This window comes from Nonomuraea guangzhouensis (assembly GCF_019396345.1).
GTDB lineage: Bacteria > Actinomycetota > Actinomycetes > Streptosporangiales > Streptosporangiaceae > Nonomuraea > Nonomuraea guangzhouensis.
Window position 1 is genome coordinate 304,930 of the sequence record NZ_JAHKRM010000002.1, and the last position, 25,165, is coordinate 330,094.

28 protein-coding genes are annotated in these 25,165 nt (G+C 68.3%); 17 read left to right on the plus strand and 11 right to left on the minus strand.

Going from position 1 to position 25,165, the window contains the following annotated elements; all coding sequences use genetic code 11:
• Window positions 1–3: 3 nt before the first annotated feature.
• Window positions 4–2,637 carry a pyruvate, phosphate dikinase gene (gene ppdK / locus KME78_RS04350; protein ID WP_219527434.1) on the minus strand — a complete coding sequence of 878 codons (2,634 nt, stop codon included), beginning with the start codon at window positions 2,635–2,637 and terminating at the stop codon, window positions 4–6.
• A gap of 225 nt (window positions 2,638–2,862) precedes the next feature.
• Between ppdK and KME78_RS04355 the strand changes: the two genes are divergently transcribed.
• Window positions 2,863–4,188, plus strand: a complete 1,326-nt coding sequence (locus KME78_RS04355; RefSeq protein ID WP_219527435.1) for a cytochrome b — start codon at window positions 2,863–2,865, stop codon at window positions 4,186–4,188.
• Window positions 4,189–4,288: 100 nt separating this feature from the next.
• Window positions 4,289–5,242, plus strand: a complete 954-nt coding sequence (locus KME78_RS04360) for a dienelactone hydrolase family protein (protein ID WP_219527436.1) — start codon at window positions 4,289–4,291, stop codon at window positions 5,240–5,242.
• A 218-nt stretch (window positions 5,243–5,460) separates the two neighbouring features.
• Here the strand turns inward: KME78_RS04360 and KME78_RS04365 are convergent, their stop codons facing one another.
• Both KME78_RS04365 and KME78_RS04370 read right to left on the minus strand, forming a co-directional pair.
• Window positions 5,461–6,846, minus strand: coding sequence for a glycine--tRNA ligase (locus tag KME78_RS04365; RefSeq protein ID WP_219527437.1), 1,386 nt, complete (start codon window positions 6,844–6,846; stop codon window positions 5,461–5,463).
• A 95-nt stretch (window positions 6,847–6,941) separates the two neighbouring features.
• Window positions 6,942–7,229, minus strand: a complete 288-nt coding sequence (locus tag KME78_RS04370; RefSeq protein WP_214638288.1) for an antibiotic biosynthesis monooxygenase family protein — start codon at window positions 7,227–7,229, stop codon at window positions 6,942–6,944.
• A gap of 85 nt (window positions 7,230–7,314) precedes the next feature.
• Between KME78_RS04370 and KME78_RS04375 the strand changes: the two genes are divergently transcribed.
• The 5 genes from KME78_RS04375 to KME78_RS04395 are packed head-to-tail and all read left to right on the plus strand — an operon-like array spanning window position 7,315 to window position 10,647.
• Window positions 7,315–7,677: a DUF6703 family protein gene (locus tag KME78_RS04375; RefSeq protein WP_219527438.1), complete on the plus strand. Its 363-nt coding sequence runs from the start codon at window positions 7,315–7,317 to the stop codon at window positions 7,675–7,677.
• 48 nt (window positions 7,678–7,725) lie between these two features.
• Complete coding sequence (locus KME78_RS04380; RefSeq protein WP_219527706.1) at window positions 7,726–8,616, plus strand: metal ABC transporter substrate-binding protein; 891 nt, start codon at window positions 7,726–7,728, stop codon at window positions 8,614–8,616.
• Window positions 8,613–9,386: a metal ABC transporter ATP-binding protein gene (locus KME78_RS04385; protein WP_219527439.1), complete on the plus strand. Its 774-nt coding sequence runs from the start codon at window positions 8,613–8,615 to the stop codon at window positions 9,384–9,386. The genes KME78_RS04380 and KME78_RS04385 overlap by 4 nt, the downstream gene beginning before the upstream one ends.
• On the plus strand, window positions 9,383–10,258 hold the full coding sequence (locus KME78_RS04390) for a metal ABC transporter permease (RefSeq protein ID WP_219527440.1): 876 nt from the start codon (window positions 9,383–9,385) through the stop codon (window positions 10,256–10,258). Before KME78_RS04385 ends, KME78_RS04390 begins: the two co-directional genes overlap by 4 nt.
• Window positions 10,258–10,647: a Fur family transcriptional regulator gene (locus KME78_RS04395; RefSeq protein ID WP_214638292.1), complete on the plus strand. Its 390-nt coding sequence runs from the start codon at window positions 10,258–10,260 to the stop codon at window positions 10,645–10,647. The genes KME78_RS04390 and KME78_RS04395 overlap by 1 nt, the downstream gene beginning before the upstream one ends.
• Here the strand turns inward: KME78_RS04395 and KME78_RS04400 are convergent.
• Entirely contained in the window at window positions 10,587–11,483 is an 897-nt protein-coding gene (locus KME78_RS04400) for a DMT family transporter (protein WP_308126804.1), read from the minus strand. The two genes, KME78_RS04395 and KME78_RS04400, sit on opposite strands and share 61 nt — an antisense overlap.
• A 92-nt stretch (window positions 11,484–11,575) precedes the next feature.
• Here KME78_RS04400 and KME78_RS04405 point away from each other — a divergent pair, with 92 nt between their 5' ends.
• Window positions 11,576–12,127 carry a CGNR zinc finger domain-containing protein gene (locus KME78_RS04405; protein ID WP_219527442.1) on the plus strand — a complete coding sequence of 184 codons (552 nt, stop codon included), beginning with the start codon at window positions 11,576–11,578 and terminating at the stop codon, window positions 12,125–12,127.
• Window positions 12,128–12,378: 251 nt separating this feature from the next.
• On the opposite strand, the gene KME78_RS04410 is transcribed toward KME78_RS04405, so the two are convergent.
• The 5 genes from KME78_RS04410 to KME78_RS04430 all read right to left on the minus strand — a co-directional run bounded on the left by KME78_RS04410 (window position 12,379) and on the right by KME78_RS04430 (window position 17,003).
• Window positions 12,379–12,954, minus strand: a complete 576-nt coding sequence (locus tag KME78_RS04410) for a dihydrofolate reductase family protein (RefSeq protein WP_219527443.1) — start codon at window positions 12,952–12,954, stop codon at window positions 12,379–12,381.
• Window positions 12,955–13,279: 325 nt separating this feature from the next.
• On the minus strand, window positions 13,280–13,510 hold the full coding sequence (locus tag KME78_RS04415; RefSeq protein ID WP_219527444.1) for a DUF6289 family protein: 231 nt from the start codon (window positions 13,508–13,510) through the stop codon (window positions 13,280–13,282).
• Window positions 13,511–13,894: 384 nt separating this feature from the next.
• Window positions 13,895–15,142: an acyltransferase family protein gene (locus tag KME78_RS04420; RefSeq protein ID WP_219527445.1), complete on the minus strand. Its 1,248-nt coding sequence runs from the start codon at window positions 15,140–15,142 to the stop codon at window positions 13,895–13,897.
• A 176-nt stretch (window positions 15,143–15,318) separates the two neighbouring features.
• Window positions 15,319–15,678, minus strand: coding sequence for a nuclear transport factor 2 family protein (locus KME78_RS04425; protein WP_219527446.1), 360 nt, complete (start codon window positions 15,676–15,678; stop codon window positions 15,319–15,321).
• A complete protein-coding gene (locus tag KME78_RS04430; protein ID WP_219527447.1) occupies window positions 15,675–17,003 on the minus strand; it encodes an MFS transporter in 1,329 nt (442 codons plus the stop codon). The genes KME78_RS04425 and KME78_RS04430 overlap by 4 nt, the downstream gene beginning before the upstream one ends.
• A gap of 57 nt (window positions 17,004–17,060) precedes the next feature.
• Here KME78_RS04430 and KME78_RS04435 point away from each other — a divergent pair, with 57 nt between their 5' ends.
• Window positions 17,061–18,083 (plus strand): ArsR/SmtB family transcription factor, encoded by a 1,023-nt coding sequence (locus KME78_RS04435; RefSeq protein ID WP_219527448.1) that lies wholly within the window; start codon window positions 17,061–17,063, stop codon window positions 18,081–18,083.
• Between the two features lie 33 nt (window positions 18,084–18,116).
• Here KME78_RS04435 and KME78_RS04440 read toward each other — a convergent pair whose 3' ends face one another.
• Entirely contained in the window at window positions 18,117–18,578 is a 462-nt protein-coding gene (locus KME78_RS04440) for a TetR family transcriptional regulator C-terminal domain-containing protein (protein WP_246650386.1), read from the minus strand.
• Window positions 18,579–18,618: 40 nt separating this feature from the next.
• Between KME78_RS04440 and KME78_RS04445 the strand changes: the two genes are divergently transcribed.
• From KME78_RS04445 to KME78_RS04475, 7 genes are all read left to right on the plus strand, one after another.
• A complete protein-coding gene (locus KME78_RS04445) occupies window positions 18,619–18,996 on the plus strand; it encodes a DUF2089 domain-containing protein (RefSeq protein ID WP_219527449.1) in 378 nt (125 codons plus the stop codon).
• Window positions 18,993–19,253 (plus strand): hypothetical protein, encoded by a 261-nt coding sequence (locus tag KME78_RS04450; protein ID WP_219527450.1) that lies wholly within the window; start codon window positions 18,993–18,995, stop codon window positions 19,251–19,253. Before KME78_RS04445 ends, KME78_RS04450 begins: the two co-directional genes overlap by 4 nt.
• A gap of 11 nt (window positions 19,254–19,264) precedes the next feature.
• A complete protein-coding gene (locus tag KME78_RS04455; RefSeq protein WP_219527451.1) occupies window positions 19,265–19,690 on the plus strand; it encodes an SHOCT-like domain-containing protein in 426 nt (141 codons plus the stop codon).
• Between the two features lie 440 nt (window positions 19,691–20,130).
• Entirely contained in the window at window positions 20,131–20,925 is a 795-nt protein-coding gene (locus KME78_RS04460) for an ABC transporter ATP-binding protein (RefSeq protein WP_219527452.1), read from the plus strand.
• Window positions 20,922–21,683: an ABC transporter permease gene (locus tag KME78_RS04465; RefSeq protein WP_219527453.1), complete on the plus strand. Its 762-nt coding sequence runs from the start codon at window positions 20,922–20,924 to the stop codon at window positions 21,681–21,683. Before KME78_RS04460 ends, KME78_RS04465 begins: the two co-directional genes overlap by 4 nt.
• A gap of 4 nt (window positions 21,684–21,687) precedes the next feature.
• Window positions 21,688–22,338, plus strand: coding sequence for a cytochrome P450 (locus tag KME78_RS04470; protein WP_308126805.1), 651 nt, complete (start codon window positions 21,688–21,690; stop codon window positions 22,336–22,338).
• 84 nt (window positions 22,339–22,422) lie between these two features.
• Window positions 22,423–23,028, plus strand: coding sequence for a DUF1707 SHOCT-like domain-containing protein (locus tag KME78_RS04475; protein ID WP_219527455.1), 606 nt, complete (start codon window positions 22,423–22,425; stop codon window positions 23,026–23,028).
• A gap of 109 nt (window positions 23,029–23,137) precedes the next feature.
• Here KME78_RS04475 and KME78_RS04480 read toward each other — a convergent pair whose 3' ends face one another.
• The gene (locus tag KME78_RS04480; RefSeq protein WP_219527456.1) at window positions 23,138–23,797 is read right to left on the minus strand and encodes a TetR/AcrR family transcriptional regulator; all 660 of its coding nucleotides are present in this window, start codon (window positions 23,795–23,797) and stop codon (window positions 23,138–23,140) included.
• 133 nt (window positions 23,798–23,930) lie between these two features.
• Here KME78_RS04480 and KME78_RS04485 point away from each other — a divergent pair, with 133 nt between their 5' ends.
• Entirely contained in the window at window positions 23,931–25,157 is a 1,227-nt protein-coding gene (locus tag KME78_RS04485; protein ID WP_219527457.1) for a cytochrome P450, read from the plus strand.
• Window positions 25,158–25,165 lie beyond the last annotated feature (8 nt).

Here is a 25,165-nt window from a genome sequence, read left to right on the forward strand (position 1 = left end):
TCCTCAGCGGCTGTCCGAGTCGCACTCCGCCATGGCCGCGCGGCCGGCCTCCAGGCGGGCGACCGGGATGCGGAACGGCGAGCAGGAGACGTAGTCGAGCCCGGCCTCGTGGCAGAAGTGCACCGAGTCGGGATCGCCCCCGTGCTCGCCGCAGATGCCGAGCTTGAGGTCCGGACGCGCCTTGCGGCCCTCCTCGACCGCGATCCTGACCAGCCGGCCGACGCCGTCACGGTCGAGGGTCTCGAACGGGGAGACACCGAAGATGCCCAGCTCCAGGTAGCGCGAGAAGAACGCCGCCTCGACGTCGTCGCGGGAGAAGCCCCAGGTCATCTGGGTCAGGTCGTTGGTGCCGAAGGAGAAGAACTGGGCCGCCTCGGCGACCTGCCCCGCGGTGAGCGCCGCCCTGGGCGTCTCGATCATGGTGCCGACCAGGGCGTCGACGCCGAGGTCCGCGAGAATCCCGGCGGCCTCCTCACGGACGGCCTCCAGCTCCTGTACGGCGGCGACGAGCGGGATCATGATCTCCGGCTTGGCTCCCGGCACGTCCTTGGCCGCCTGGGCGATGGCGCGTACCTGCATGGCGAACAGGCCGGGAATGACCAGCCCGAGCCGTACGCCGCGCAGGCCGAGCATGGGATTCTCCTCGTGCAGCCGCTTGACGGCGGCCAGCAGGTCGCGCTGCTTGTCCGAGGTCTCGCCGGTCGCCGCCTTGACCGACAGGTCCACGATGTCGGGCAGGAACTCGTGCAGCGGCGGGTCGATGAGCCGCACGGTCACCGGCTGACCGTCCATAGCCCGAAATATCTCGACGAAGTCTGCCTTCTGGAGCGGCTCCAGCGCGTCCAGCGCCGCCTGGCGCTCCTCGTCGCCGGAAGCCAGCACCAGATCCTCGACGAGCTGCCGGCGCTCGCCCAGGAACATGTGCTCGGTGCGGCACAGCCCGATCCCCTCGCCGCCGAAGCGGCGCGCCCTGGCCGCGTCGGCGGCGGTGTCGGCGTTGGCCCGCACGCCCAGCCGGCGCACCTCGTCGGCCCGGCGCATGATCCGGTCCACGGCCCGGACCAGGTCGTCGTCGGGCTCGCGGCCCTCGAAGTACTCGACCACGGCCGAGTCCACCACGGGCACCTCGCCGAGGAAGACCTCGCCGGTGGTGCCGTCGATGGAGATGACGTCGCCCTCGTTCACCACGACGTCGCCCGGCGCGGTGAACCTGCGCTCGGCGATCGACACCTCCAGCTCCTCGGCGCCGCAGACGCAGGTCTTGCCCATGCCGCGGGCGACCACGGCGGCGTGCGAGGTCTTGCCGCCGCGGCTGGTCAGGATGCCGCGCGCGGCGATCATCCCGGACAGGTCGTCCGGGTTGGTCTCACGGCGTACCAGGATGACGTCCTCACCCTGGTCGGCCAGCTCGACGGCGCGCGCGGAGGAGAACACGACCTTGCCGACGGCGGCCCCCGGCGAGGCGTTCATGCCCTTGGCGATCTTCTTCTTCTCGGTGCCCGAGTCGAAGCGCGGGAACATCAGCTGCACCAGCTGGTCGCCCGTCACCCGCGTGACGGCCTCGTCGAGCGTGATGAGGCCCTGGTCGACGAGCTGGGTCGCGATGCAGAACGCGGCGGCCGCGGTGCGCTTGCCGACTCTGGTCTGCAGCATCCAGAGCTTGCCGCGCTCGATCGTGAACTCGATGTCGCACAGGTCGCGGTAGTGGTTCTCCAGCGTCTCCATGATCCGCAGGAGCTCGTCGTACGAGCTCTTGTCGAGGCGTTCCAGCTCCTGGAGCGGGATCGTGTTGCGGATGCCGGCGACGACGTCCTCGCCCTGGGCGTTCTGCAGGTAGTCGCCGTAGATGCCCTGCTGGCCGGAGCCGGGGTCGCGGGTGAAGGCGACGCCGGTGCCCGAGTCGTTGCCGACGTTGCCGAAGACCATGGCCACGATGTTGACCGCGGTGCCGAGGTCGGCGGGGATGCGTTCCTGGCGGCGGTAGAGGATGGCGCGCGGAGCGTTCCACGAGTCGAAGACGGCCATGACGGCCAGCCGCATCTGCTCGCGCGGATCGGCGGGGAAGTCCTTGCCGGTCTGCTCGCGCACGATGCCCTTGAACGTCTCGACCAGGCCCTGCAGCTCGCCCGCGTCGAGGTCGGTGTCCTGCCGGTCGCCCTTCAGCGATTCGAGCGCGTGCTCGAACAGCTCGCCGTCGATGCCGAGCACGGTCTTGCCGAACATCTGGATGAGCCTGCGGTAGGAGTCCCAGGCGAAGCGGTCGTTGCCGCCGGCCTGCTTGGCCAGGCCGTGGACGGACTCGTCGTTCAGCCCGATGTTGAGGACGGTCTCCATCATCCCGGGCATCGAGAACTTGGCGCCGGAGCGGACACTGACGAGCAGCGGGTCGTCGGCCTGGCCGAGCGCCTTGCCCATCCGCTTCTCCATCGCGCCCAGGTGCTCGGACACCTCCCGCTCCAGGCCGTCGGGGACCGCGCCCTCGGCCAGGTAGTGGCGGCACGCCTCGGAGGTGATCGTGAACCCGGGAGGAACGGGCAGTCCGAGATTGGTCATTTCGGCAAGGTTTGCTCCCTTGCCTCCGAGAAGATCCTTGAGATCCTTGTTGCCCTCGGTGAAGTCGTAAACGTACTTGGCCACCACAGCTCCAATCAACGCCTCTGCCCCGGACTCTACCGGCGATAATCATGATGAAACTGCACTCACCCGTTAAGTCAACGTTTCACCTGGTGAAGGGCACATAACCGGTCTAATCCAATTAATATTCTGTTTAGCCAGAAATTGGTTTATACCAATTGGTATAAACCAATTTCTGGGAAAGATCTGGATGATAGAATCGGATCACCGTCTAGCAGGAGGCGCCCGATGGCCACTCCTACCAAGCCACAGCGTCGCGCCCGTGTGGTCACCGGATCGGCCAAGGCCGCGCAGGGCTCCGCGAGCTTCCTGGACGAGCGCCTCGGCCTGGCCCGCTGGCTCCGCCCGAATCTCCGCAAGCTCTTCCCGAGCCACTGGTCGTTCCTGCTCGGCGAGTTCGCCCTCTACTCGTTCGTCGTGCTCGTGCTGACGGGCACCTTCCTGACCCTCTTCTACAAGCCCAACCCCGACGTGGCCTTCACCTCGGTGCGCGAGATCAGCCTGGACGTCAGGGGCGGCCTGCTGATCCGCCAGATGCACCACTGGGCGGCGACGATCTTCGTGCTGTCGATCGTGGCCCACCTGTTCCGCGTCTTCTTCACCGCCGCCTTCCGCAAGCCGCGCGAGCTGAGCTGGATGACCGGGGTGGTGCTGTTCGGGCTGGCGCTGTTCGAGTCGTTCCTGGGCGTCTCGCTGCCCGCCGACCAGCTCGCCATGACCGGTCTGCGGGAGGCGCAGGGCCTGCTGCTGTCGACCCCGCTCATCGGCGGCTACCTGTCGGCGCTCGTCTTCAACGGCGACTTCCCCGGCCAGGTCATCCCGCGCATCTTCGTGACGCACGTCCTGCTGGTGCCGGGCATCCTGCTGGCGCTCATACCGCTGCACGGGATCGTCCTGACCTGGCGGCAGAAGCACACCGATCACCGCACCCCGACGTCGGACGAGTCGCGGGTCACGGGCGGCCCGTTCTTCCCGTACTTCATCGTCAAGAACGGCGCCACCACCATGTTCACGATGGCCGTGGTGGCAGTGCTGGCCACCTTCGTCCGGGTCAACCCGGTGTGGGAGCACGGGCCGTACCAGCCCGGCAACTGGCCACCGTCGGCCCAGCCGTTCTGGTATTACGGCGTCCTGGAAGGCGCGCTACGCCTGACGCCGCCGTGGGTGATCACCGTCGGCGGTGTCCCCCTGCAGGTCGGCCTCTGGATCCCGATGCTGGTCCTGACGGCCTTCTTCACGATCCTGTTCCTCTACCCGTTCCTGGAACGCCGCTTCACCAAGGACCGCCGCGTCCACAACCTGCTGGACCGTCCCTCACACGCCCCCGTCCGCACCGCGCTGGGTGCGGCGGTGATCACCTTCTTCACGGTGCTGTGGGCCGGGACGTGGGTCTCAGAGACCCCACCGGACCCGAACGCCCCGGTGCCACTCCTCACCGCACCACACGAGACCTACGTCTGGATCGTGTACGGCCTGCGCATCGCGATCTTCGTCCTGCCGCCGATCGTGTACGCCATCACCCTGGCAGTGTGCAGGAGCCGCGCCCGCCGCTGATCCCTTGCCCGGCCTTTCGGACGCGCCATCACCTGGCCGTGTGCACCCGCCGCTGAATCTTTTGCCCGGCCTTTCGCTGGGGAGGGGTACATCTCCCGGCATGACGCCTATCCAGCGCTACCTCGCCGAAGAGGTGGCCATCGACCACGCGGACGGCCTCATCCCACGTCGCGAAGCGCTGCGCCGGCTTGGCCTCCTCGGCATCGCCCTGCCCGCCGCCAGCGCCCTGCTCACCGCCTGCGGCTCGCCACCGGAGCCGACTCGCGGCACACCGGCGACCTCATCCGGCGCCGCCGCCCCAGCGGCATCGTCCGGCGCCCCGGCGGCATCGTCCGGCCCCGCCGAATCCGCCTCCCCGGCCGGCCCGTCGCCCCTGCCCACGCGGCCCATCACCTTTCCCGGCCCCGAGGGGACGACGCTGCAGGGCGCCTGGGCCGCCGCCGCGAACCCCAAGGGCGCCGTCCTGGTGATCCACGAGAACCGCGGCCTCACCGACCACATCCGCTCCGTGGCCGGCCGACTCGCCGCCAGCGGCTACTCGGCCCTGGCGATCGACCTGCTGTCCCGAGAGGGCGGCACCGCCGCGTTCGCCGACACCGCGCAGGCCACCGCCAAGCTGGCCGAGATCCCGCCCGAGCGCTTCGTCGCCGACATGAAGGCGGGACTGGGCGAGCTGACCAAGCGCGCGAACGGGGCAAAACTTGGCGCGATCGGCTTCTGCTTCGGCGGCGGCATGACATGGCTCCTGCTGTCATCGTCCGAACCACGCCTGTCCGCCGCCGCACCCTTCTACGGCCCCCTGCCCGACCACGCCGACTTCACGGGCACCAAGGCCGCCGTCCTGGCCATCTACGCGGAGCAGGACGCCCGCGTCAACGCCAGCAGGGACGCCGCCAAGGCCGCACTGGAAAAGGCCGGCCTCCCCCACGAGATCGTGACCTTCCCGGGCGTGAACCACGCCTTCTTCAACGACACGGGCCCGCGCTACAACGCCCAGGCCGCCGCCCAGGCGTACCAACGGGTCCTGGACTGGTTCGGGGAACACCTGTCCTGACTCTGGTGAACAGCCCCGCGATGCCTCAGGCATGACGACATCTAGGCGGTCTCCGGCACAACGACGTCGACCCCGCCCACGGTCTCGAAAGACCGCGAACGGGGTCAAGAATGCGCACGTCACGGCGCCCAGCCCCGTAAACCTCAGGAGCGTGCCCCTGGACAGAGGCCAGCCCCGCACAGAGGGTGGGGCTGGCCCATGCTGGCCGTAAAAAATAATTAGTCGTTCAGGTGCTGGCGGAGGTAAGAGTCAACCGCGTCGAGCGAGATGCGCTCCTGGGCCATCGAGTCGCGCTCGCGGATCGTGACCGCCTGGTCCTCAAGCGTGTCGAAGTCGACCGTGATGCAGAACGGCGTGCCGATCTCGTCCTGGCGCCGGTAGCGGCGGCCGATCGCGCCCGCGTCGTCGAACTCGACGTTCCACCGCCGGCGCAGCTGCGCGGCCAGGTCGCGGGCCTTCGGCGACAGGTCGGCGTTGCGGGACAGCGGCAGCACCGCGGCCTTGACCGGGGCGAGCCGGTGGTCGAGCCGCATGACCGTGCGCTTCTCCATGACGCCCTTGGCGTTGGGCGCCTCGTCCTCGGTGTAGGCGTCGAGCAGGAACGTCAGCGTGGCCCGGTCGACACCCGCCGCCGGCTCGATGACGTAGGGCACGTAACGCTCGCCCGTGTCCTGCTCGAAGAAGCTCAGGTCGACGCCCGACGCCTTGGAGTGGGCGGTCAGGTCGAAGTCGGTGCGGTTGGCGATGCCTTCGAGCTCACCCCACTCGCCGCCCGCGAAGTTGAAGCGGTATTCGACGTCGACCGTGCGCTTGGAGTAGTGGGACAGCTTCTCCTTGGGGTGCTCGTAGAGCCGGAGGTTGTCCTTGTTGATGCCCAGATCGGAGTACCAGCGGAAGCGCTCGTCGATCCAGTATTGGTGCCACTCCTCGTCGCTGCCCGGCTTGACGAAGAACTCCATCTCCATCTGCTCGAACTCGCGGGTGCGGAAGATGAAGTTGCCCGGCGTGATCTCGTTGCGGAACGACTTGCCGACCTGGCCGATGCCGAACGGGATCTTCTTGCGCGCCGACTGCTGCACGTTGAGGTAGTTGATGAAGATGCCCTGCGCGGTCTCCGGGCGCAGGTAGGCCAGGCCGGACTCGTCCTCGACCGGGCCGAGGTAGGTCTTGAGCAGGCCGCTGAACTGCTTCGGGTCGGTGAAGGCGCCCTTGTTGCCGCAGTTGGGGCAGGTGATGTCGGCCAGGCCGTTCTCGGGCGCCTTGCCGTTCTTCTCCTCGTACGCCTCAAGGAGGTGGTCGGCGCGGTAGCGCTTGTGGCACGACTGGCACTCGGTCAGCGGGTCGGTGAAGGTCTCCACGTGGCCGCTGGCCTGCCAGACCTCGCGGGCCAGGATGACGCAGGAGTCGAGGCCCACCACGTCGTCGCGCGACTGGACCATGGACAGCCACCACTGCCGCTTGACGTTGTTCTTCAGCTCGACGCCCAGGGGACCGTAGTCCCACGACGCGCGCAGTCCGCCGTAGATCTCGCTCGACGGGTAAACGAGCCCGCGGCGTTTGGCGAGGCTGACGATCGTGTCCATGACGTCTGTGCGTCGTGCCATTTTGGTTGCGTCTCTTTCCGGCTGGAGGTCGGCGAGGAAAATTGGATGAGCTCCCAGCTTAGGGGACGCCCGGGAGCCCTCGCGCGCGAGTATTTCTACTCGCCGTCTTGTAGGTAAACGTCCTCGAACGCACTCGGTTCGTTGACCATGAGGATCATCAGGGGATACATCGCCATCCGCGCCGCGGATAGGGCTCTCCGGTAGAAACCGGCGCCCTCCCACTCACTGACCAGCGCCCACAGATTGGGCTCGTCGACCGAGCGGGCCAACCGGCCGCGCAGGAATCCGGGCTGGTCGGCCAGTGTCTGGAGGATGACATGGCCTTGCTTGACGAAGTCTTGGGACTGGGACTCTGGGACGGTGTAACGGATTACGGCGAGCACGCACACCAGGATGTCAGACGATTACACACTGCTGGGCGATTCCAGCCCCTGACCTGCTCGCCCCCACCGGCGCTAGGCTCGGCGCGTGGCCTCCAAAGACAACCGCCGCAAGAATCCGCGCCGACCGCTCCCCGCCGGCGAGCAGTTCTTCACGCCCGGCGCGACCGGCCTGCGCAAGTCCGTCGAGGAGCGCAGCGCGACCCCGATGGCGTTCCTGTACACGCAGGTGCCCAAGTGGGCGGCGCCCGCGGTGCTGGTGGTGCTCCTGCTGACCGGGTTCGCCGTGGACAACTGGCTGGGCGGCGTGGCGGTGCTGCCGGTGCTGGCGTTCGTGGGCTGGCTGGCGTACCTGTCCTGGCCGTCGCTGAGCGTCGGCGGGCGGCTGCTGCGCGTCGTGATGCTCGCCTTCCTGCTGGTCCTTGCGGCCGACCGGTTCGGAGTGTTTTAGCCACAGATTTTGACAATCATTTTCATTTTCCCCATAATCGGTGGCGTGATGTCCCGAACGCCCCGAATCAGTGCTGCAATCCTCGCGACCACCCTGCTGACCGCCGCCTGCTCGGGCTCCGGCGCCGCGGACACGGCCAAGGACGGCAAACCCGCCGTGATCGCCGCCTTCTACCCGCTCCAGTGGCTCACCGAGCAGGTCGGCGGCTCCGACGTGAACGTGTCGGTGCTGACCGCCCCCGGTGTCGAACCGCACGACCTGGAGCTCGGCGCGCACCAGGTGGCCCAGCTGGAGGACGCGGCGCTGACCGTCTACATCAAGGGCGTCCAGCCCGCCGTGGACGACGCGGTCGCCCAGGACACCAGCTTCGACGCCGCCACCGCCGTCAAGACCCTCCCCGCGAGCGAGCACGAGGAAGGCCACGACATCGGGTACGACCCGCACCTCTGGCTGGACCCCTCCCGCCTGGCCACCGTCGCCACCAAGCTCGGCGAGCGGCTGGCCGCCACCGACCCCGCGCACGCCCAGGGCTACCGGGACCGCGCGGTCAGGACGGCGGGCGCGCTGGGGACACTCGACCAGGAGTACGCCAAGGGCCTGACCACCTGCGCGACCAAGACGCTGGTCACCAGCCACCAGGCGTTCGGCTACCTGGCCGACCGCTATCACCTCAAGCAGATCGGCATCACACTCGATCCGGAGGCCGAGCCCTCCCCCGCCCGCATCGCCGAGGTCGCCAAGCTGGCCAAGGACGAGAAGGCGACCACGATCTTCACCGAATCCCTGGTCAGCCCCAAGGTCGCCGAGGTGCTCGCCAAGGAGATCGGCGCGAAGACGGCGGTGCTCGACCCACTGGAGAGCAAGCCGCCTGGCGACTACCTGTCGGCCATGCGCGCCAACCTGAAGACCCTGCAGAGCGCATTGGGGTGCACGGCATGAGCGACAGCGCCTTCTCCATGACCGGCGGCCGGGTGAGCCTGGACCGGCGGGACATCCTGCGCGGCATCGACCTCACGGTCTGCCCCGGCGAGGTCGTCGCCGTCATGGGTGCCAACGGCTCCGGCAAGTCCACGCTGGTCCGCACCCTGCTGGGCCTCACCCCGCTCTCGGGCGGCCAGACCCTGGTGTACGGCACGCCGCCGGCGAAGTTCCGCGAGTGGTGGCGCATCGGCTACGTGCCGCAGCGCCTGGCCGTCGGCGGCGGGGTGCCCGCCACGGTCCGCGAGGTCGTGACCTCCGGCCGCATCGCCAGGCAGAGCCGGTTGCGCCGTACCAGCCCCGAGGACAAGGCGGCGGCGGCGAGCGCGCTGGAGGCCGTCGGGCTGTCCGATCGGGCGGGCGATCCGGTGCAGTCGCTGTCCGGCGGCCAGCAGCAGCGGGTGCTGATCGCCCGGGCGCTGGCGGGCGAGCCCGACACGTACGTGATGGACGAACCCACCGCCGGCGTCGACGCCGACACCCAGCAACTGCTCGCCGACACGCTGGCCACGCTGGTGCTGAACGGCAAGACCATCGTGCTCGTCGCCCACGAGCTCGGCCCGCTCGAGCCGCTCATCACCCGCGGCGTGGTGGTCCGCGAGGGCCGCATCGCGCACGACGGAAGGCCGCCGCGGCCCGAGGGCGAGTGCGCGCGGCCGGGACACGAACACGTACACCCGCACGCCGCCGAGGCGGCCGCGGGACCCCTTACCGGATGGGGAGAGTCATGATCGAGCTGTTGGACAAGCAGTTCTTCCAGCTCGCGCTGATCGCGGCCCTGCTGGTGGGGCTCTGCGCACCCGCTGTCGGCACGTTCATCGTGCAGCGCAAGCTCGCCCTGCTCGGCGACGGCATCGGGCATGTGGCACTGACCGGCGTCGCGCTGGGCTTCCTGACCGGCACCGCGCCCGTGCTCACGGCCGTGGCCGTGTCGGTCATCGGCGCCGTGGCCATCGAGCTCGTCCGGGCGCGCGGGCGTACCAGCGGCGACGTGGCTCTGGCGCTGCTGTTCTACGGCGGCATCGCGGGCGGCGTCATGCTCATGGGCATCGCGCCGGGCGGCAGCAACGCCAAGCTGAACTCGTACCTGTTCGGCGCCATCGCCAGCGTCACCACCCAGGACATCTGGATCATCGGCGCGCTGGCCGTCGCGGTGATCGCGGTGGTCGTGATCTTCGGCAGGGAGCTGTTCGTGCTCTGCCAGGACGAGGAGATGGCCCGGGCCAGTGGCCTGCCGGTGCGCTTCCTCAGCCTGCTGATCGCCGTCACGGCCGCGCTGACCGTGGTCATCGCCATGCGTGTGGTCGGGTTGCTGCTGGTCAGCGCGCTGATGGTGATCCCGGTGGCGACCAGTCAGCAGCTCACCAGGGGGTTCCGCTCGACGATGGGGCTGGCCATGCTGTTCGGCGTCGTCGCGGCGGTGGGCGGGCTGCTCGGCTCGACGCTGTCCGCCAGGGTGCCGCCGGGCGCCGCGATCGTTCTTCTTGCCCTCAGCGGCTTCGTCCTGGCGCTCGGTGTCGGTAAGTTCGTACGGCGAGGCAGACCCCGGGAGTCCACAGTGAGCGAGCGATCCACCATGCGCGTCGAGGAGGTCACACGCTGATGTCCACCAGACGTGACGCCGTGCACGACACTCTCCGCCAGAGTGATGGTTTCCGCAGCGCGCAGGACGTCTATGCCGAGATGCGCGGCCACGGCGCCAAGATCGGCCTGACCACGGTCTACCGGGCGCTCCAGGCGCTGGCCGACGGCGGCCTCGTCGACGTGCTGCGCACCGACGACGGCGAGTCCGTCTACCGCGCGTGCGCCAGCGGCGACCACCATCACCACCTGGTGTGCCGCCGCTGTGGCCGGACGGTCGAGGTGGCCGGTCCCGCCGTCGAACGCTGGGCGGAGACGGTCGGCTCCGAGCACGGCTTCACCGAGATCACTCACACGGTCGAGGTGTTCGGCACCTGCTCGGTCTGTTCGGCCTCGGTACGGGCGGGCTGAGCGCGACGCGAGCCGTACAGCACGCCCAGCACGATCACCGCGCACCCGGCGAGCTGCAGCGGCGACGGGTGCTCGCCGAGCAGCACGGCCGACAGCGCGACCGTCGTCATGGGCTGGATGAGCAGGAGCAGCGCGGTGAGCGCGGCGGGCTGCCTGGGCAGCGAGAACGAGATCAGCGTCCAGCCGATCACCTGCGGCCCGAGCGCGAGCAGCAGCAGCCAGCCGTGCGCCGGCCAGCTCGGCACGAAGTCCGCGCCCCCGAACACCGGGCTCAGCGCGGCCATCGCGAGCGTGGCCACGACGGTGGCGTGCGCCAACGGCCCGACCGTACGCCCCGAGCCGCCCTTCAGCACCAGCAGGAACGCCGCGTACGAGATGGAGGTGGCCACGCCCGTCACCACCCCGAGCACCGGATTCGCCCCATATGCGGCGCTGTCGAAGACCCCCGAGATCAGCACCACTCCGGCGAACACCACCGGGGTGGCCCGCATCAGCCGGTTCGACGGCCGCTCGCGGAAGAGCGCCCACGCCGCGAAGGCCACGATGAAGACCTGCAGATTCCCCAGCACGGTCGCCAGTCCCGCGCCCACGTACTTGATAGCTTGGTGCCAGAACAGCAGGTCGAACGCGAACAGCACGCCCGCCAGCCACGCCAGGTTGCGGCTCCGGGCAGGCAGGGGGCCCAGCTTCCGCCGTTCGAACCAGGCCAGCACCAGCATGGGTGGCAGCGCGTACGCGCATCGGAAGAACGCCGAGGTGGCCGGCGAGACCCCCGACAGCCGCACCAGGGGCGCGGAGGTGGAGATGATCAGCGCACCCGCTATCGCGATCAGCACGATACGGCGATGTGCACCCACAGAAACCCCCGACACCCTTGGAGAGAGATACGCTGCGACCACGCTAGAACCGGTACTCGACAGGAGTCAACATGCCGTTTGGCCATGACATGGTGTATTCGCTGGCCACGGTCGTAGAGCTGGTCAACACCTCCCCGTCGACCGGCGGCGACACCGATGGCCTGGCCGAGCTGGCCGACCTGCACGAGTTCGTCGAGTCGCACCAGGTCAGCGGCATCGGCGCCCTCTCGGCCCGCGACCTCGGACAGGTGCGGCTCTTGCGGGAGGCCTTCCACCGCGTCTTCACCGCTCCAGACCAGCCGACAGCCGTGCGCCTCCTCAACGGGCTCCTGTCGAAGACGCGCATCACGCCCCGGTTGACGGAGCACGATGGGCATCCGCTGCACATGCACTACTTCGCACCGGACGCGACCCTTTCCGAGCATCTGGCGGCGGACTGCGGGGTGGCGCTGGCGCATCTGGTGGTGGATGGGGAGTGGGAGCGACTACGGACCTGCTCGGCGCCTGACTGCGATCGGGTGTTCGTGGACGAGTCGCGCAATCGGTCGCGGGTTTACTGCGACAGCCGTACTTGTGGGAATCGCATGCATGTGGCTGCTTATCGGGCTCGGCGGCGGGCCTGACAAGCTCGGTCATCGCCGTTTGGCGCGCTACGCGCGAATGGCGCTCAGCCGTGCTTCCCAGGGGCTCCGCCCCTTCGACCCCCCAAAGCGCGGTCCTCGCTGACGCTCGGGCTGTGCTTATCGGGGCTCTCGCCCCGAACCCCGGGCGGGGGCCTGAGCCATTTGATGGACCTGCCTGCTGACCAGGGTTGAGACGATGCCACCTTGCAGGTGAGTCCGAGGGATGGCGATCCCGGGATGCTCAATGCCGATCAACTGTGCCGGGTCGGCCGATAGGTCAGCACCTGCGTGTGGACGTCAAAGATCCGGGCCTCGAGCAGCTCAAGGTCGAAGTCGGCCGCACCGTCGAAGATCCGGTCCACGCCGGTCTTGCCGGAGATCACCGGGAAGACCGTCACCTCGATCGTGTCGACCAGGCCGGCGTTCAGCAGCGCCCGGTTGAGCGTCAGGCTGCCGTGGGAGCGCAGCGGCACATCGGATTCGGCCTTGAGGCGCGTGACCACCTCGACAGGATCGCCGGACTCGATGGTCGTGTCCGGCCACTCGATCGGCTCGGTCAGCCGGCTGGAGAGCACCGTGACTGGGGAGTCGAACATGCGCGTGATCCACCCGTCGAACAGGCTGCGGTCGAAGCCCGCGTCAAGGAACGGCGCGTTCGACGAGTAGGTCTTGGCCCCGAGCACCATGCGCAGCGGATCGCGGTAGGCAGCGGCGCGATAGGCGAGGAATTCGGGGCCCTGCTTGCCCCAGTAGCCGCCCCAGTCGCCATCGTGGTTGGCGAAGCCGTCAAGCGTGGAGAAGATGTCGAAGGTGTACGTGGCAGCCATGGTGTCTCCTTGCGGGAAGTTGGCCGCGCGCCTTGCGGCGGCCTCACCCCTGCTACGAACACCACCGCCCCGATCCGACACACCTCCCAGATTTCTTTCAAAACTTTCCGGGCTCAGCCGATCTGAGTGTGTAGTTGTGGTCTGAACCCGCCAGCCTCTCGCAGTGATCCTGCGATGTAGTCGGCGAGGTTACAGAAGCCCAGCGCGGAGCCGCGTAGATGTTCCAGGCGGCCGTTGATCGCTTCGGTGAAGGAGATCAAAGCAGTGGCCCCATGATCACATCCGTGATCATGGGACCACTATCGTCGCGCTGGTGAGCGGACGCTCAGCAGGGGGTCTCGTGGAACTCCGGGTAGGAACCCCGCCTACCCACCCACGTCTCATCCCCGACGCAGTTCTCGTACTTGATCCCCGTTAACGTGGTGCGGCTCGAGTCGGTGTAGTAATACGTTTCGCAGTGGTAGTCGATCTGGCAGGCGCGGGCGTGCGCGGGCGAGCTGATAACAGTGAGGGTGCCGAGAGCGAGCAGGACGGCCAGCGATGCGCGGCGAATCATGAAGATCCTTCCCGGGGCGAGGAGCGCTACTGCTCTCGATGATCAATCGCCGAAGCGAATAGATCAATAAGGTCAATACCGGTATTCAAAGGGTTAAAACGACTGTCAGACCGAACGATGTTCTGCCGAGCTGGTGGGCAACGTCGGTGATCGCGGCCTGAGTGCGCCAGCGCGGCTGTCTCCTGAAGAGATCTGGCGCCGGCGGACCGCCAGCAGGCTTCGCAGCGACCACCACGCGCGGATCACGTCGAGGTCGACGGCTCGCCGAGGCGGCCGAGTGGGAGGGTGCCGTCAAGAACCGTGCGATGAGCCGCCGAACATGCCCTGACCTCGGAAATCAGTGGCCGGCAAGCGGCGCTTCGCCGCCCGGCGGCACAGCGGACTTCATCCGCCGGCTGCCCTCTCCAGGCTGGACTCCGCCCGGGATTCGGCCTGGCTGATCAGGCGCCTGCCCAGCCGCTGCGCCGGCATCTCCACCCATCGCCAGGTCAGCGCACACAGCCCAAGCAGCACCGCGTACACCGCCACCAGCAGCGTCAGGCGCACTGCCACCGGTACGGCCAGCGAGTCCGGCAGGAAGAATTCCACGCTCTCCAGCAGCAGCGGGTGCAACAGGTAGATCGAGTAGGACACCAGGCCCAGCCACATCAGCCACGACGGCATCGTGCGGTGGCGCAGCGCCATCCCGGCGGCGAATGTCAGCCAGGCCGCTGCGATCGCCAGTTGCACTCCCAACTCGGCGCGAGCGAGCCACAATCCCGCCAGCGGTACCAGCGCCACCCAGGCGATGTGCCGGTGACCGAACTGGCCTGTCTCGACTCGATACAGCGCGGTGCCGGCGAACATGGTCGCCAAGATGAACAGCCCCTGCCACGGTCCGGGGTAGCTCTGGTTGACCGCCAGCAGCAGGAGGATCGTGCCCGCGATGGCCACGGCGCCCACCTGCTGTACCCGCCTGCCGCCGCGCAGCACCGCGGCCAGTCCGGCAGCCAGCACGACGGTCACGACGACCACGACCGTGAGCATGCGGCCCGCCCCGCCGGCTGACAGAAGCGTCACCGGCAGCAACCCGGCGCCCAGCACTGCGGCCGCCGCGAACGCGAGCGCGGCCGCGGTACTGCGCCGGTGCACACCTAGAGTGAACATCGCCGTCAGCAGCAGGTAGAAGGCCATCTCGTAGGACAGTGTCCACAGCACATTAGCCACGTTCGGCACGTACATCAGGTTCTGCAGCATGCTGGCGTGCGCCAGGGCCAGTGCCACCGTCCGGCTGCCCCACCAGGTGTGCAAGCTGTCCCAGCCGACCGCCGCCAGCAGCAGCATGCCGGCCACGCACACGGTGAACAGCGGCCACAGTCGAAAGAACCGCGAGATCCAAAAGGCCCGCACGCTGCCCCGGCGCTCCAGCGACGCCGGCACGATGTAGCCACTGACCAGGAAGAACACCAATACGCCGTACCAGCCGGGATCGAAGACCGCCTTGATCGGCAGCCGCGCCTCCGGCCACAGCGGCTTGAGCGCATGCTCGAAGACCACCACCATCGAGGCCAGTCCGCGCAGCGCGTCCAACCAGGCCAGACGGCGGGTATGCGGCGGAGCCAAGTCGACGGCAGTGAGGGGAGCAGAGGGCATCGGGACATCGTAGTGAAAACATCATTTGCCGCCCTGCGCATTACTGATACTGCTCAGGGGTCGATGGTGGGGCGACGCCAGGAGGTACCGGCCGCGTTCGCAGCGGTGCAGGCAGGCCACGGAGCGCAGGGGGGCCATCCAGGCGCGCCCCGCACGTCATCACGGCACGCCGCACCCTACATGGGTGTCTGGTGGAGGAGGACGACGCGCCAGCCCTCGGAGGTCCGGCGGTAGACCGTCGACGCAAGCCATGAGGACGTCTCATCGCCGATCGTGCTGGTCAGTTTGTAGGTGACGACGGCTCCTGCGTCCCCGAGCGGCTTGACCACGACATCGTGTGCTCGGTTGCGCCGGTCCGGGTTCCCGCTTCCCTTGACGTACATGTCGAGGACCTGCTGCCTGGACACGATTCCGTAATGTCCCATGGGTACGAAGTCGTCGGCGCAGTGCTCCTCGAAAAACCTCTCGTCATAGGCAGCGTCAGCGTCCAGCATCCGCTGCTCGAGCTCTTCCAGGGTCTTTTCGATGCCGCTCATCCAGCCAACTCCTTTTTGTGCGGTGGGCGGCCCACGCTGCCAGCTGTACCTGACGCCTCCTGGCAGGTACGGCTGGAGATCCGGCAATCGCCGACGAAAGCACTGTCGGCGGGGATCATCACAGCTGCGCGCCGGGCCACCGCGGCGGCGCCCGTGCCGGCCAGGACGAAGAGGGCGGCCAGGCCGGCCCAGCCCGCGGTGCCGTGTTCGAGGGCGGTGGTGGCGAGGATCGGGGAGAGCATGGCGGCGATCGCGTAGCCGGTCTGGCTGAGGCCCTGGTAGGCGCCGGCGCTGCGCTGGTCGGCCAGTTCGAAGGCCATGCCCCAGCCACCCGCCTCGCCCAGGATCTCACCCATGGTGTGGGCGAACGCGGCCAGGGCGAACAGGACGCAGGCGACGATCATGTTTCCGTAGCCGGCCAGGGCGTACAGACAGCATGCCATCGCGAGCAGCCACGACGCGCGCCTGACCGTGCTCCCGGCCTTGCGCACGTCGTCGGTGCCGCGCGAGGCGCGCACCTGGAGTGTGGCCACGACCACGGTGTTGAGGACGAGTAGCACGGAGACGATGGCGGTGGGCGCGTCGGTGGTGGCCACCCAGAGCGGCATGCCGACGGTCAGCAGGCCGAACTGCGTGGCCACCACGGTGTTGCACGCCACGCTCGCGATGTACGTACGGTCCCTGAGTGGCGAAGGCCCGGTGGACGCGGTGCGCTCCCTGACGGCGGTCATCCTGGCGGCCAACTCCGGCACCTGACGCCCGAGCCCGGCCAGCGGCACGGTGGCCGCCAGCAGCAGGACGCCGGCGACGACCATCGCCACCCGGTACGCCGACGCGGTGCCGATCAGGAGCGCCGCCGCGGCGGCCACCGTACCCAGGCCGATGAAGACGTTCGTGACCACGCGCATCCGGGCCCGGACCTCGACCCGCTCCGGACCGGTGTACCACCGTGCCAGCATCGCCTGCTTCGCCGAGGAGCCCACCGAACGCGTGATCACGGCCAGGCAGGCGATCAGGGTGAACGCGACGGCGTCGGAGACGAACGTGTAGGCGAGCAGCGCGACCCCGTTGAGCCCTGTCACCACCGTCTGAACATGGTGCGCGCCGACCCGGTCAGCCAGCCACCCTCCCGCGTACGAGGCCAGCACCCCGGTGCCGCCCGCGATGCCCAGCCCGAGACCCACCGTCGTCGCGCTGAGCCCGATGACGAGCGTGAAGTACAGCGTGCTGACGGTGTAGAAGACGCCGCTGGAGAGCGCGAACGCCATCGTGCTGACGGTCAGTGAGCGCGCGACGCGGTCCTGAGGGAAGAAGGTCTGGATCACGGGGGTCTTTATCCCGTAATAGGGCCTTTGTCGCCAATTGATGTAGCGTATGGCTTCATGGTCGGGCTGATCGAGTACGAGCTCGCGGGGATGGACGTGGCCGACGTCCGCTTCGCCATCTCGCCGCTCAACGAGCTCACGTTGTCGTTGCGTACGTTCCGCGACCCTGGGCGCTATCCCGTGCACCTGCCCTGGCTGCGCCGCACGGAGCAGGCCCGATCCACGCTGGACGTGCCCCTGCTGCAAGCGCTCACCAACGACGACTTGTGGACACCGGACTACCTGACACCCCGCCCCCACGCCCCGCTTACCCGCATCGACGACGAACTCGTCACGGTCGCCCGTGTGCCCGTGGACCGGGTGCTCGACGACCTGCGCACCATCCACCCCCGTCTCCCCGAGCCGCTGCGCGGCGACCCGTCGGCCCGCATCCTGGACGCGCTGCGGGACTACTGGCGCACCTGCTTCGCGCCCTGGTGGCCCAGGATGCGCGCGGTCCTGCAGGCCGACGTGGTCCACCGCGGCCAGGTCATCTCGGCCTACGGCCTGGCCGCGATGTTCGCCGACCTCAGCGAGCGCGTTCAGCTGAAGGACGGCGTCGTACGGATGCGGCTGATCAGCGACACCCGCTACCGGCGCTCCACCAGCGGCGAGGGCATCACCCTGGTCCCGACCCTCTTCACCCGGGCCGTCACCGTCCCCATCTCCCCGTCCGAGCCTCCTTTGATCATGTACGGCACTCGCGGCGTCGGCACGCTCTGGCAACAGGAGCCCCTTCATTCCCCAGGGGTGCTCACCGACCTTCTGGGCGCCACCCGGGCAGGGCTGCTCACCATGCTCGAGACCCCCGCCTCATCGACCGAACTCTCCGGCCGCCTGGGCGTCACCCCCTCGGCCGTCAACCAGCACCTCCGCACCCTCCGCGCCGCCGGCCTCCTCGCCAGCGCCCGCCACGGCCGCTCGGTCCTCTATCTACGCTCGGAACTCGGCGACGCCCTCGTCGCCGGATCAGGAGTTCGGGCCGTCGGTGTCGACCGCGGAGCGGAGGAGGCCGCCCACCCCGGCCCCGGCGGGATATGACCACCAGGCGACGCGGGACCTCACAGGCGGTTCTCAGGAGATCGGCCAGTTGCGGAGGGCGGCGTCGGCCATCTCCTGGAGTTCGTCGCGGCCGACCCCGCTCGCGGCTTGCACGGCGATACCGAACGCCAGAGTGGTGACGTAGCGGGCCAGGAGCCCCGGATCGGTTTCCGGCGGAAGGTCGCCGTCGTCGACGGCTCGCTGGAACCGCTCTCGGACGCAGGAGTAGGAATCGTTGCGCCAGGCGACGAGAAGGTCGCGGACTTCACGCCCGGAGTCGCTGGCGGCCAGTGCGCCCTGGACGCCCAGGCACCCGTGGGGTTGGGCCGGGCGGGTAGTGGTTCGAACGGTGCCGGCCAGGATCGCGGTGGCGACGCCGAGGGCGGTCGGCTCCTCCAGGGCCTGTACCAGGTATGCGCTCGGGCCGGCAGCGGCGACGCGGCGGACCAGCCAAGGAGCCCGACAGAAGGGAGATATTAAGAAAATTAAGATCAACTTCTTGAAAGTTGAAGTCATGGTCGGTATAACTTTAGATATGAAAGATCAGGCGATGGACTGGCAGGAGCTCACGAACCTGACCCGGGGCCAGCCGTTCGTCGTCGAGCGGGTGCGCCTGGCGGGCAGCGGCGTCGCGATCGAGGGCGAGTTCGAGCTGCCGCAACTGGCTCAGCTCAACGTCGAGGACCAGGTCTTCGTCACGGCGTTCGTGCGGTGCCACGGTTCCATCAAGCAGATGGAACGGATCTTCGGGGTGAGCTACCCGACGATCAAAGCACGACTCAACCGGATCGCGCCGATGCTCGACTTCGTCGAGACCGATCCGGCGCCGTCGCGGGCCGACGTCATCGATCGGCTGCGCCGCGGCGAGATCACCGCGGAGCAGGCATTGTCCGAGTTGGAGGGGCGCACATGATGCCGCAGCTGGTGACCGTAGGGGTCAAACGCCCGGACCGTCGTCGCATCCGGATCTGGGTGCCCGTGCTCCCGGTCGTGCTCGTGCTTTCACCGGTTGTGCTCCTGGCCGTCATAGGGGCCGCCGTGGCCTGCCACATCTACCGCATCGATCTGGTGCGGGCACTCGGCATCGGCTGGCGCGTCGTCTGCGCCTTGCCCGGCACCCGATTCGACGCGGAGTTCAGCCGTACGGCTGTGCTCGTAGCCATCCGATAGGAGAGGTTTCGATGAGCGAACAACGTAAGGACGTCCTCGACCTGCTGGCCGGGGGCAAGATCACCGTAGAGGAGGCGGAGCGGCTCATCGCCGCACTCGAACGAGCCGAGCCGCCGGCGGCGGCCAGTCCCACCGCCCGGCCGAAAGGCAAGGCGAAGTACCTGCGGGTGATGATGGAGTTCGACGAGGGTGACGGCGAGTCGGGGCGGCTCAACATACGGGCACCGCTCCAACTGCTGCGGGCCGGCGTACAGCTGGCGGCCCTGATCCCGCCACAGGCACTGGATCGGGCCAACGCCGAGCTGAGCAAGTCGGGCGTGCCGTTCGACCTGACGCAGCTCAAGCCCGAACAGCTTGAGGCACTCGTGGATCACCTCGACGAGACGATCGTGGAGCTCGAGATGACCGACGGCTACTTGCGCGTCTTCTGCGAGTAGGCGCCGTCCGATAGGACGGGCCCCCGGGAGGGTGCTGGAACACCCCCCCGAGGCCGCGCCCGCTACAGCAGAACACGGTTGAACTACCGAACCGAACTCTAGCCGCGCATTGGCGCGCCGCCGCCACCACACACGCCATCGGCGTGGGGTCTGGCTGCTCTCGATCGTGCCGACCGGCTGGATACGCCGGGTCGGCCCGCCGGGGCCTCTTCGAGATCGCCCTGCGCCGACTGTCTTGTTGGCCTACGGGGTGGTCACAGAGCTGCCCCGAGGCGACTTTCACCCACGCTCACGCCGACCCGTGGCGGCCGGCCCGCGTATGGCTACGAGGTCACGACGTGGCTACGGGATCAGGGCCACAGGGCCGATCGAGCGCTGATCAACGCCATCAATCGCCTCACAGGCGACAAGCCGTGACGAATCAGAGAACGGATATCCAGATGACAACCCATCAGCGCCAGGTGCCTGCGATCCATGTGCAGGGTCTGGAGAAATCGTACAAAGAGTTGCAGGTGCTGCGTGGGGTGGACTTCGACGTGGCACGGGGCAGCATCTTCGCCCTGCTCGGCTCGAACGGGGCGGGCAAGACCACAGTGGTGAAGATCCTGTCCACGCTGCTCAAGGCCGACGCCGGCACGGCCAGCGTGCACGGCTTCGACGTCGCCACGCGACCGGCGAACGTACGGGAGTCCATCAGCCTGACCGGGCAGTTCGCCGCCGTCGACGAGATCCTCAGCGGACGGGAGAACCTCATGCTCGTCGCCCGGCTACGACACCTCAACAACCCCGGCACGATCGCCGATGACCTGCTCGAACGGTTCTCCCTCACCGACGCGGGCGCACGCAAGGCCGCCACGTACTCGGGCGGCATGCGCCGCCGCCTCGACATCGCGATGAGCCTCATCGGCGACCCACCGATCATCTTCCTCGACGAACCCACCACCGGCCTCGACCCCCAAGCCCGCATCGAGGTCTGGCAAGCCGTCAAAGAACTCGCCCGCCAAGGCACCACCGTCCTGCTCACCACCCAATACCTGGACGAGGCCGAACAACTCGCCGACCGGATCGCGATCCTGCACCAGGGCCGGATCATCGTCAACGGCACCCTGGACGAACTCAAGCAACTCCTGCCACCCGCCCAGGTCGAATACGTCGAAAAGCAGCCGACCCTCGAAGACGTCTTCCTCACCCTCGTCGGCACCGACAGCACCAACGCGTCAGGGGAACCCCGATGACCAAGCACTTCCTCGGCGACACCGCCACCCTGCTGGGACGATCCCTGCGCCACATCACCCGCAGCGCCGACACCATCATCACCACCACGATCATGCCGATCGCCATGATGCTGATGTTCGTCTACGTCTTCGGCGGCGCCATCAACACCGGATCCAAGTCCTACGTCACCTACCTGCTGCCCGGCATCCTGCTCATCACCGTCGCCTCAGGCATCGCCTACACCGCCTTCCGCCTGTTCATGGACATGAAGAGCGGCATCTTCGAACGCTTCCAATCCATGCCCATCGCCCGCTCGTCCGTCCTGTGGGCACACGTACTGACCTCCGTGATCGCCAACCTGATCTCCCTCGTCGTCGTCGTCCTCGTCGCCCTGCTCATGGGCTTCCGCACCACAGCCGGACTACCGGCCTGGCTCGCCGTCGCCGGCATCCTGATCCTGTTCACCCTGGCCTTGACCTGGCTCGCCGTCATCCCCGGCCTGTCGGCGAAATCCGTGGAAGGCGCCAGCGCCTTCTCCTACCCGCTCATCTTCCTGCCCTTCCTCAGCTCGGCCTTCGTCCCCACCGCCACCATGCCCGGCCCGGTACGCGCCTTCGCCGAACACCAGCCGGTGACCTCCATCGTCAACGCCATCCGCGACCTGTTCACCCAGCAGCCGGTCGGCACCGACATCTGGATCGCCCTGGCCTGGTGCGTCGGCATCCTCATCGTCACCTACGCCTTCGCCATGAACACCTACCGCCACAAGATCTCCTAGGGGAATGACCATGGAACACGCTGTCACGACGATGCCGACCGCGCGTCAGCCCGGCTGTCCCTTCGACCCGCCGGCAGAGCTGATCGACGCACGCGAGCAGAGCCCGATCAGCCGTCTCCCCTTCGCCGACGGACATCAGGGCTGGCTGATCACCGGCTTCGACCTGGTGCGGTCGGTCCTGGCCGACTCGCGGTTCAGCTCGCGCAAGGAGCTCATGGGCCATCACCCGACCATCGACTACGGCGGCTTCGAGGTCCCGCCGGCGCCGCCCGGTGAGTTCCTGTTCATGGACGATCCGCAGCACAGCCGCTACCGCAAGCCGCTGGTGGGCGTCGAGCTGGGCGGCCAGACCATCAAAGCCGGTACGACGGTCATCCTGTCCTACGCCACCGCCAACCGCGACCCCGAGCGATTCACCGAGCCCCACGTGCTCGACCTGCGCAGGCAGGACGGCGGGCACCTGGGCTTCGGCCACGGCATCCACCAGTGCCTGGGTCAGCAGCTGGCCCGCGTCGAGATGCGGGTCGCGTTCACCGCGCTGGTCAACCGCTTCCCCACGCTGCGCTTGGCCGTACCGGCTGAAGAGGTCGCCCTGCGCCCCGAGACCGCCGACATCTACGGGGCCAAGAGCCTCCCGGTCACCTGGGACGCGTGACCGTCAGCCGGTGACGGGCCAGGCCCTAGAACCAGTCAGCAAGTTCGGTGGCACGGTGCCACCACCTCACACCGAGGAGGCCGGATGTCGGCAGATCCGCCCAGATCACCCGCGCTGCGCGCGTCCGACGCGGAACGCGACCGGATCATCGAACTGCTGCACGCCGCTGTCGCCGACGGCCGGCTCGACCCGGTCGAGTTCGACGAGCGGCTGGACGGGGCGCTGGCCGCCCGCACCATCGACGCGCTGACCCCGCTCATCAGCGACCTGATCGCGGCGCCAGGCAGCGGCGGCGCACTCGCGCTGCCGCTCGCCGGGACGCCGGCCGAGCCGGCCGCCGAACTGCTCACCATCAAGGAGCGGCACGGCTCGGTGCGCCGTGACGGCCGGTGGACGCTGCCGCACCGGCTCGCGCTGCGTACCGCCTGGTGCGACGTGACGCTGGACCTGACCAGCGCGGTGCGCAGCGCCCCCGAGCTGGTCATCGAGCTGCGGGTGAGCGGCGGCAACGTGGAGTTGGTCCTCGCGCCGGGCATAGTGGTGAACGCCAACGAGCTGTCGGTACGGCACAGCACGGTGGCGATCAGCAGGGACGCGGGCGACAACACACCGGAGACGCTGCACGTCCGCTTGGTAGGCCGAATGCGGCACGGCCGGCTCGACACCCGGTGGCAGACTCCGCACCGGTGACGCAGCGCGAGCTTCCGGTCCCGGTCCGGCCAGGGCGACGTCGAACGCGACAACCTTCTCTCCGGCCATCAGGCCGGGCAGGCGCAATAGAGCGGCCGGGTGCTGGTACTCAGACTTGCGGGGTGAGCGGGACGGCGGCGCCCGGCCGGGCTCGTGCATCGTCAGCATGCTCGACCGGTGTCGAGGGGCTGCCGCCACGCAGTACTTCGAGGGCGATGTCCAACGTGGCTTGCCGTATCACCTGTCCGTCCCCGGACTCCTCGGCCGCCGCCAGGGTGCCGGCCTGCAGGCAGGCGAGGACGGCGCGAGCCCGCGTCCGGTCGAGCACGTCAGGGTCGGGAGGACACAGCGCGTTGATGAGACGATTCACGGTCGCCCGCAGCTCCACGCCGATAGGCAGGTGACTGATCTCGCTGTAGTTCTCGCGGATCAACCGGACCAGGCTGGGGCTCCAGTGTGCCTGGTGTTCGGCGACGCTCCGCACGAGGGTTTCCCTGGTGGAGAGAGTGGCGGGCGGTGCGGTGGCGTTGGCGTTGTCGATCAGTGTGGTGATGCCGTCGAGGTAGCCGCGCATGATGGCGGTGACGATGTCTTCCTTGGTCTTGTAGTGGAAGTAGAGCGCGGCTTTGGTCACGTCGAGTTCTTCGGCGATCTCGCGGAGCGAGGTGTTGGTGTAGCCGCGATCGGCGAACAGGCGCATGGCCACGGCCAGGATTCGGTCGCGGGTGTCGGTGCGCCTGTTGTCAATACCGTTGTTACGTTGCGTCATGACCGCTACCTCCGGCGCCAGTACATGGCTTGACGGCCGGTTAGTCAAATTCTATGGTCGATACCTAGCCGGTCGGCTAGGTAGTTATCTGGTGCCGGCTGTCTCAGACAGATCTACTGCCAGGAGGTCATTCATGACGAACAGCGTCACCGGCGAACTCGCCGGCCTGGAGTTGCCGGTGCGGCGTGGCTGCCCGTTCGCCCCGCCCGCCGAGTACGAGCGACTGCGCGAGCAGGCACCGATCAGCAAGGTCCGCCTGGTCAGCGGCGCCGAGGCATGGTGGGTGTCCGGGCACGAGGAAGGCCGGGCCATCCTGGCCGACTCTCGCTTCTCCTCCGACCGGCGCAAGGACGGCTTCCCGATTCTCGATCGCGACCCGGCGACCCGGGAGTGGCTCCGCCGCCAGCCGCCCGCGATGATAGGGATGGACGGCGCGGAACACTCCGCCGCGCGTCGTCCGGTGATCGGCGACTTCACCGTCAAGCGGCTGGCCGCGATGCGACCGCGGATCCAGGAGATCGTCGACCGGTTCATCGACGACATGCTCGCCACCGGCGAGCGCCCGGTGGACCTCGTGCAGGCTCTGTCCCTTCCGGTGCCCTCCCTGGTGATCTGCGAACTGCTCGGCGCACCCTACGAGGACCACGACTACTTCCAGAGCCGGACCACCGCGGCGATCCGCCGGGCCTCGCCGTCGGAGGAGCGTCAGCGAGCCTTCGCCGAACTGCACGCCTACATCGACAACCTGATCACCCGCAAGGAGTCCGGACCCGGCGACGACCTGTTCAGCCGCCAGATCGCCCGCCAGCGCGCGGAGGGCGCCCTCGACCACAAGAGCCTGGTGAGCATGGCGATGCTCCTGCTGGTGGCCGGTCACGAAACCACGGCGAACATGATCTCGCTCGGCGTGATCGCCCTGCTCAGCCATCCGCGGCAGCTCGCCCTGATCCAGGCCGACCCCAGCAGGACGCCGATGGCCGTGGAGGAGCTCCTGCGTTACTTCGCCATCGCCGACCTGGTCACCTCGCGGGTGGCCACCGAGGACGTGCGGATCGGTGGGGTGAACATCAAGGCCGGCGAGGGCGTCGTCGTCTCTGGTCTGTCGGCCAACTGGGATCCGGCGGTGTTCAAGGACCCGGCCACCCTGAACGTCGAGCGCGAGGCCCGCCATCACCTCGCCTTCGGGTTCGGCCCGCACCAGTGCCTCGGCCAGAACCTGGCCCGGATGGAGCTGCAGATCGTCTTCGACACGCTGTTCCGCCGTATTCCCACCCTGCGGCTCGCCGCGCCGGTCGATGACCTGCCGTTCAAGACCGACGCCGGCATCTATGGCGCCTACGAACTTCCGGTCACCTGGTAAGGAGCGCG

Bases quoted from the DNA above. Each gene is read 5' to 3' on its own strand.
- KME78_RS04355 (WP_219527435.1), top strand. From the start codon at position 2,863: ATGGCCACTCCTACCAAGCCACAGCGTCGCGCCCGTGTGGTCACCGGA.
- KME78_RS04360 (WP_219527436.1), top strand. From the start codon at position 4,289: ATGACGCCTATCCAGCGCTACCTCGCCGAAGAGGTGGCCATCGACCAC.
- KME78_RS04365 (WP_219527437.1), bottom strand. From the start codon at position 6,846: ATGGCACGACGCACAGACGTCATGGACACGATCGTCAGCCTCGCCAAA.
- KME78_RS04380 (WP_219527706.1), top strand. From the start codon at position 7,726: ATGTCCCGAACGCCCCGAATCAGTGCTGCAATCCTCGCGACCACCCTG.
- KME78_RS04385 (WP_219527439.1), top strand. From the start codon at position 8,613: ATGAGCGACAGCGCCTTCTCCATGACCGGCGGCCGGGTGAGCCTGGAC.
- KME78_RS04390 (WP_219527440.1), top strand. From the start codon at position 9,383: ATGATCGAGCTGTTGGACAAGCAGTTCTTCCAGCTCGCGCTGATCGCG.
- KME78_RS04395 (WP_214638292.1), top strand. From the start codon at position 10,258: ATGTCCACCAGACGTGACGCCGTGCACGACACTCTCCGCCAGAGTGAT.
- KME78_RS04405 (WP_219527442.1), top strand. From the start codon at position 11,576: ATGCCGTTTGGCCATGACATGGTGTATTCGCTGGCCACGGTCGTAGAG.
- KME78_RS04410 (WP_219527443.1), bottom strand. From the start codon at position 12,954: ATGGCTGCCACGTACACCTTCGACATCTTCTCCACGCTTGACGGCTTC.
- KME78_RS04415 (WP_219527444.1), bottom strand. From the start codon at position 13,510: ATGATTCGCCGCGCATCGCTGGCCGTCCTGCTCGCTCTCGGCACCCTC.
- KME78_RS04420 (WP_219527445.1), bottom strand. From the start codon at position 15,142: ATGCCCTCTGCTCCCCTCACTGCCGTCGACTTGGCTCCGCCGCATACC.
- KME78_RS04425 (WP_219527446.1), bottom strand. From the start codon at position 15,678: ATGAGCGGCATCGAAAAGACCCTGGAAGAGCTCGAGCAGCGGATGCTG.
- KME78_RS04435 (WP_219527448.1), top strand. From the start codon at position 17,061: ATGGTCGGGCTGATCGAGTACGAGCTCGCGGGGATGGACGTGGCCGAC.
- KME78_RS04445 (WP_219527449.1), top strand. From the start codon at position 18,619: ATGAAAGATCAGGCGATGGACTGGCAGGAGCTCACGAACCTGACCCGG.
- KME78_RS04450 (WP_219527450.1), top strand. From the start codon at position 18,993: ATGATGCCGCAGCTGGTGACCGTAGGGGTCAAACGCCCGGACCGTCGT.
- KME78_RS04455 (WP_219527451.1), top strand. From the start codon at position 19,265: ATGAGCGAACAACGTAAGGACGTCCTCGACCTGCTGGCCGGGGGCAAG.
- KME78_RS04460 (WP_219527452.1), top strand. From the start codon at position 20,131: ATGACAACCCATCAGCGCCAGGTGCCTGCGATCCATGTGCAGGGTCTG.
- KME78_RS04465 (WP_219527453.1), top strand. From the start codon at position 20,922: ATGACCAAGCACTTCCTCGGCGACACCGCCACCCTGCTGGGACGATCC.
- KME78_RS04470 (WP_308126805.1), top strand. From the start codon at position 21,688: ATGACCATGGAACACGCTGTCACGACGATGCCGACCGCGCGTCAGCCC.
- KME78_RS04475 (WP_219527455.1), top strand. From the start codon at position 22,423: ATGTCGGCAGATCCGCCCAGATCACCCGCGCTGCGCGCGTCCGACGCG.
- KME78_RS04480 (WP_219527456.1), bottom strand. From the start codon at position 23,797: ATGACGCAACGTAACAACGGTATTGACAACAGGCGCACCGACACCCGC.
- KME78_RS04485 (WP_219527457.1), top strand. From the start codon at position 23,931: ATGACGAACAGCGTCACCGGCGAACTCGCCGGCCTGGAGTTGCCGGTG.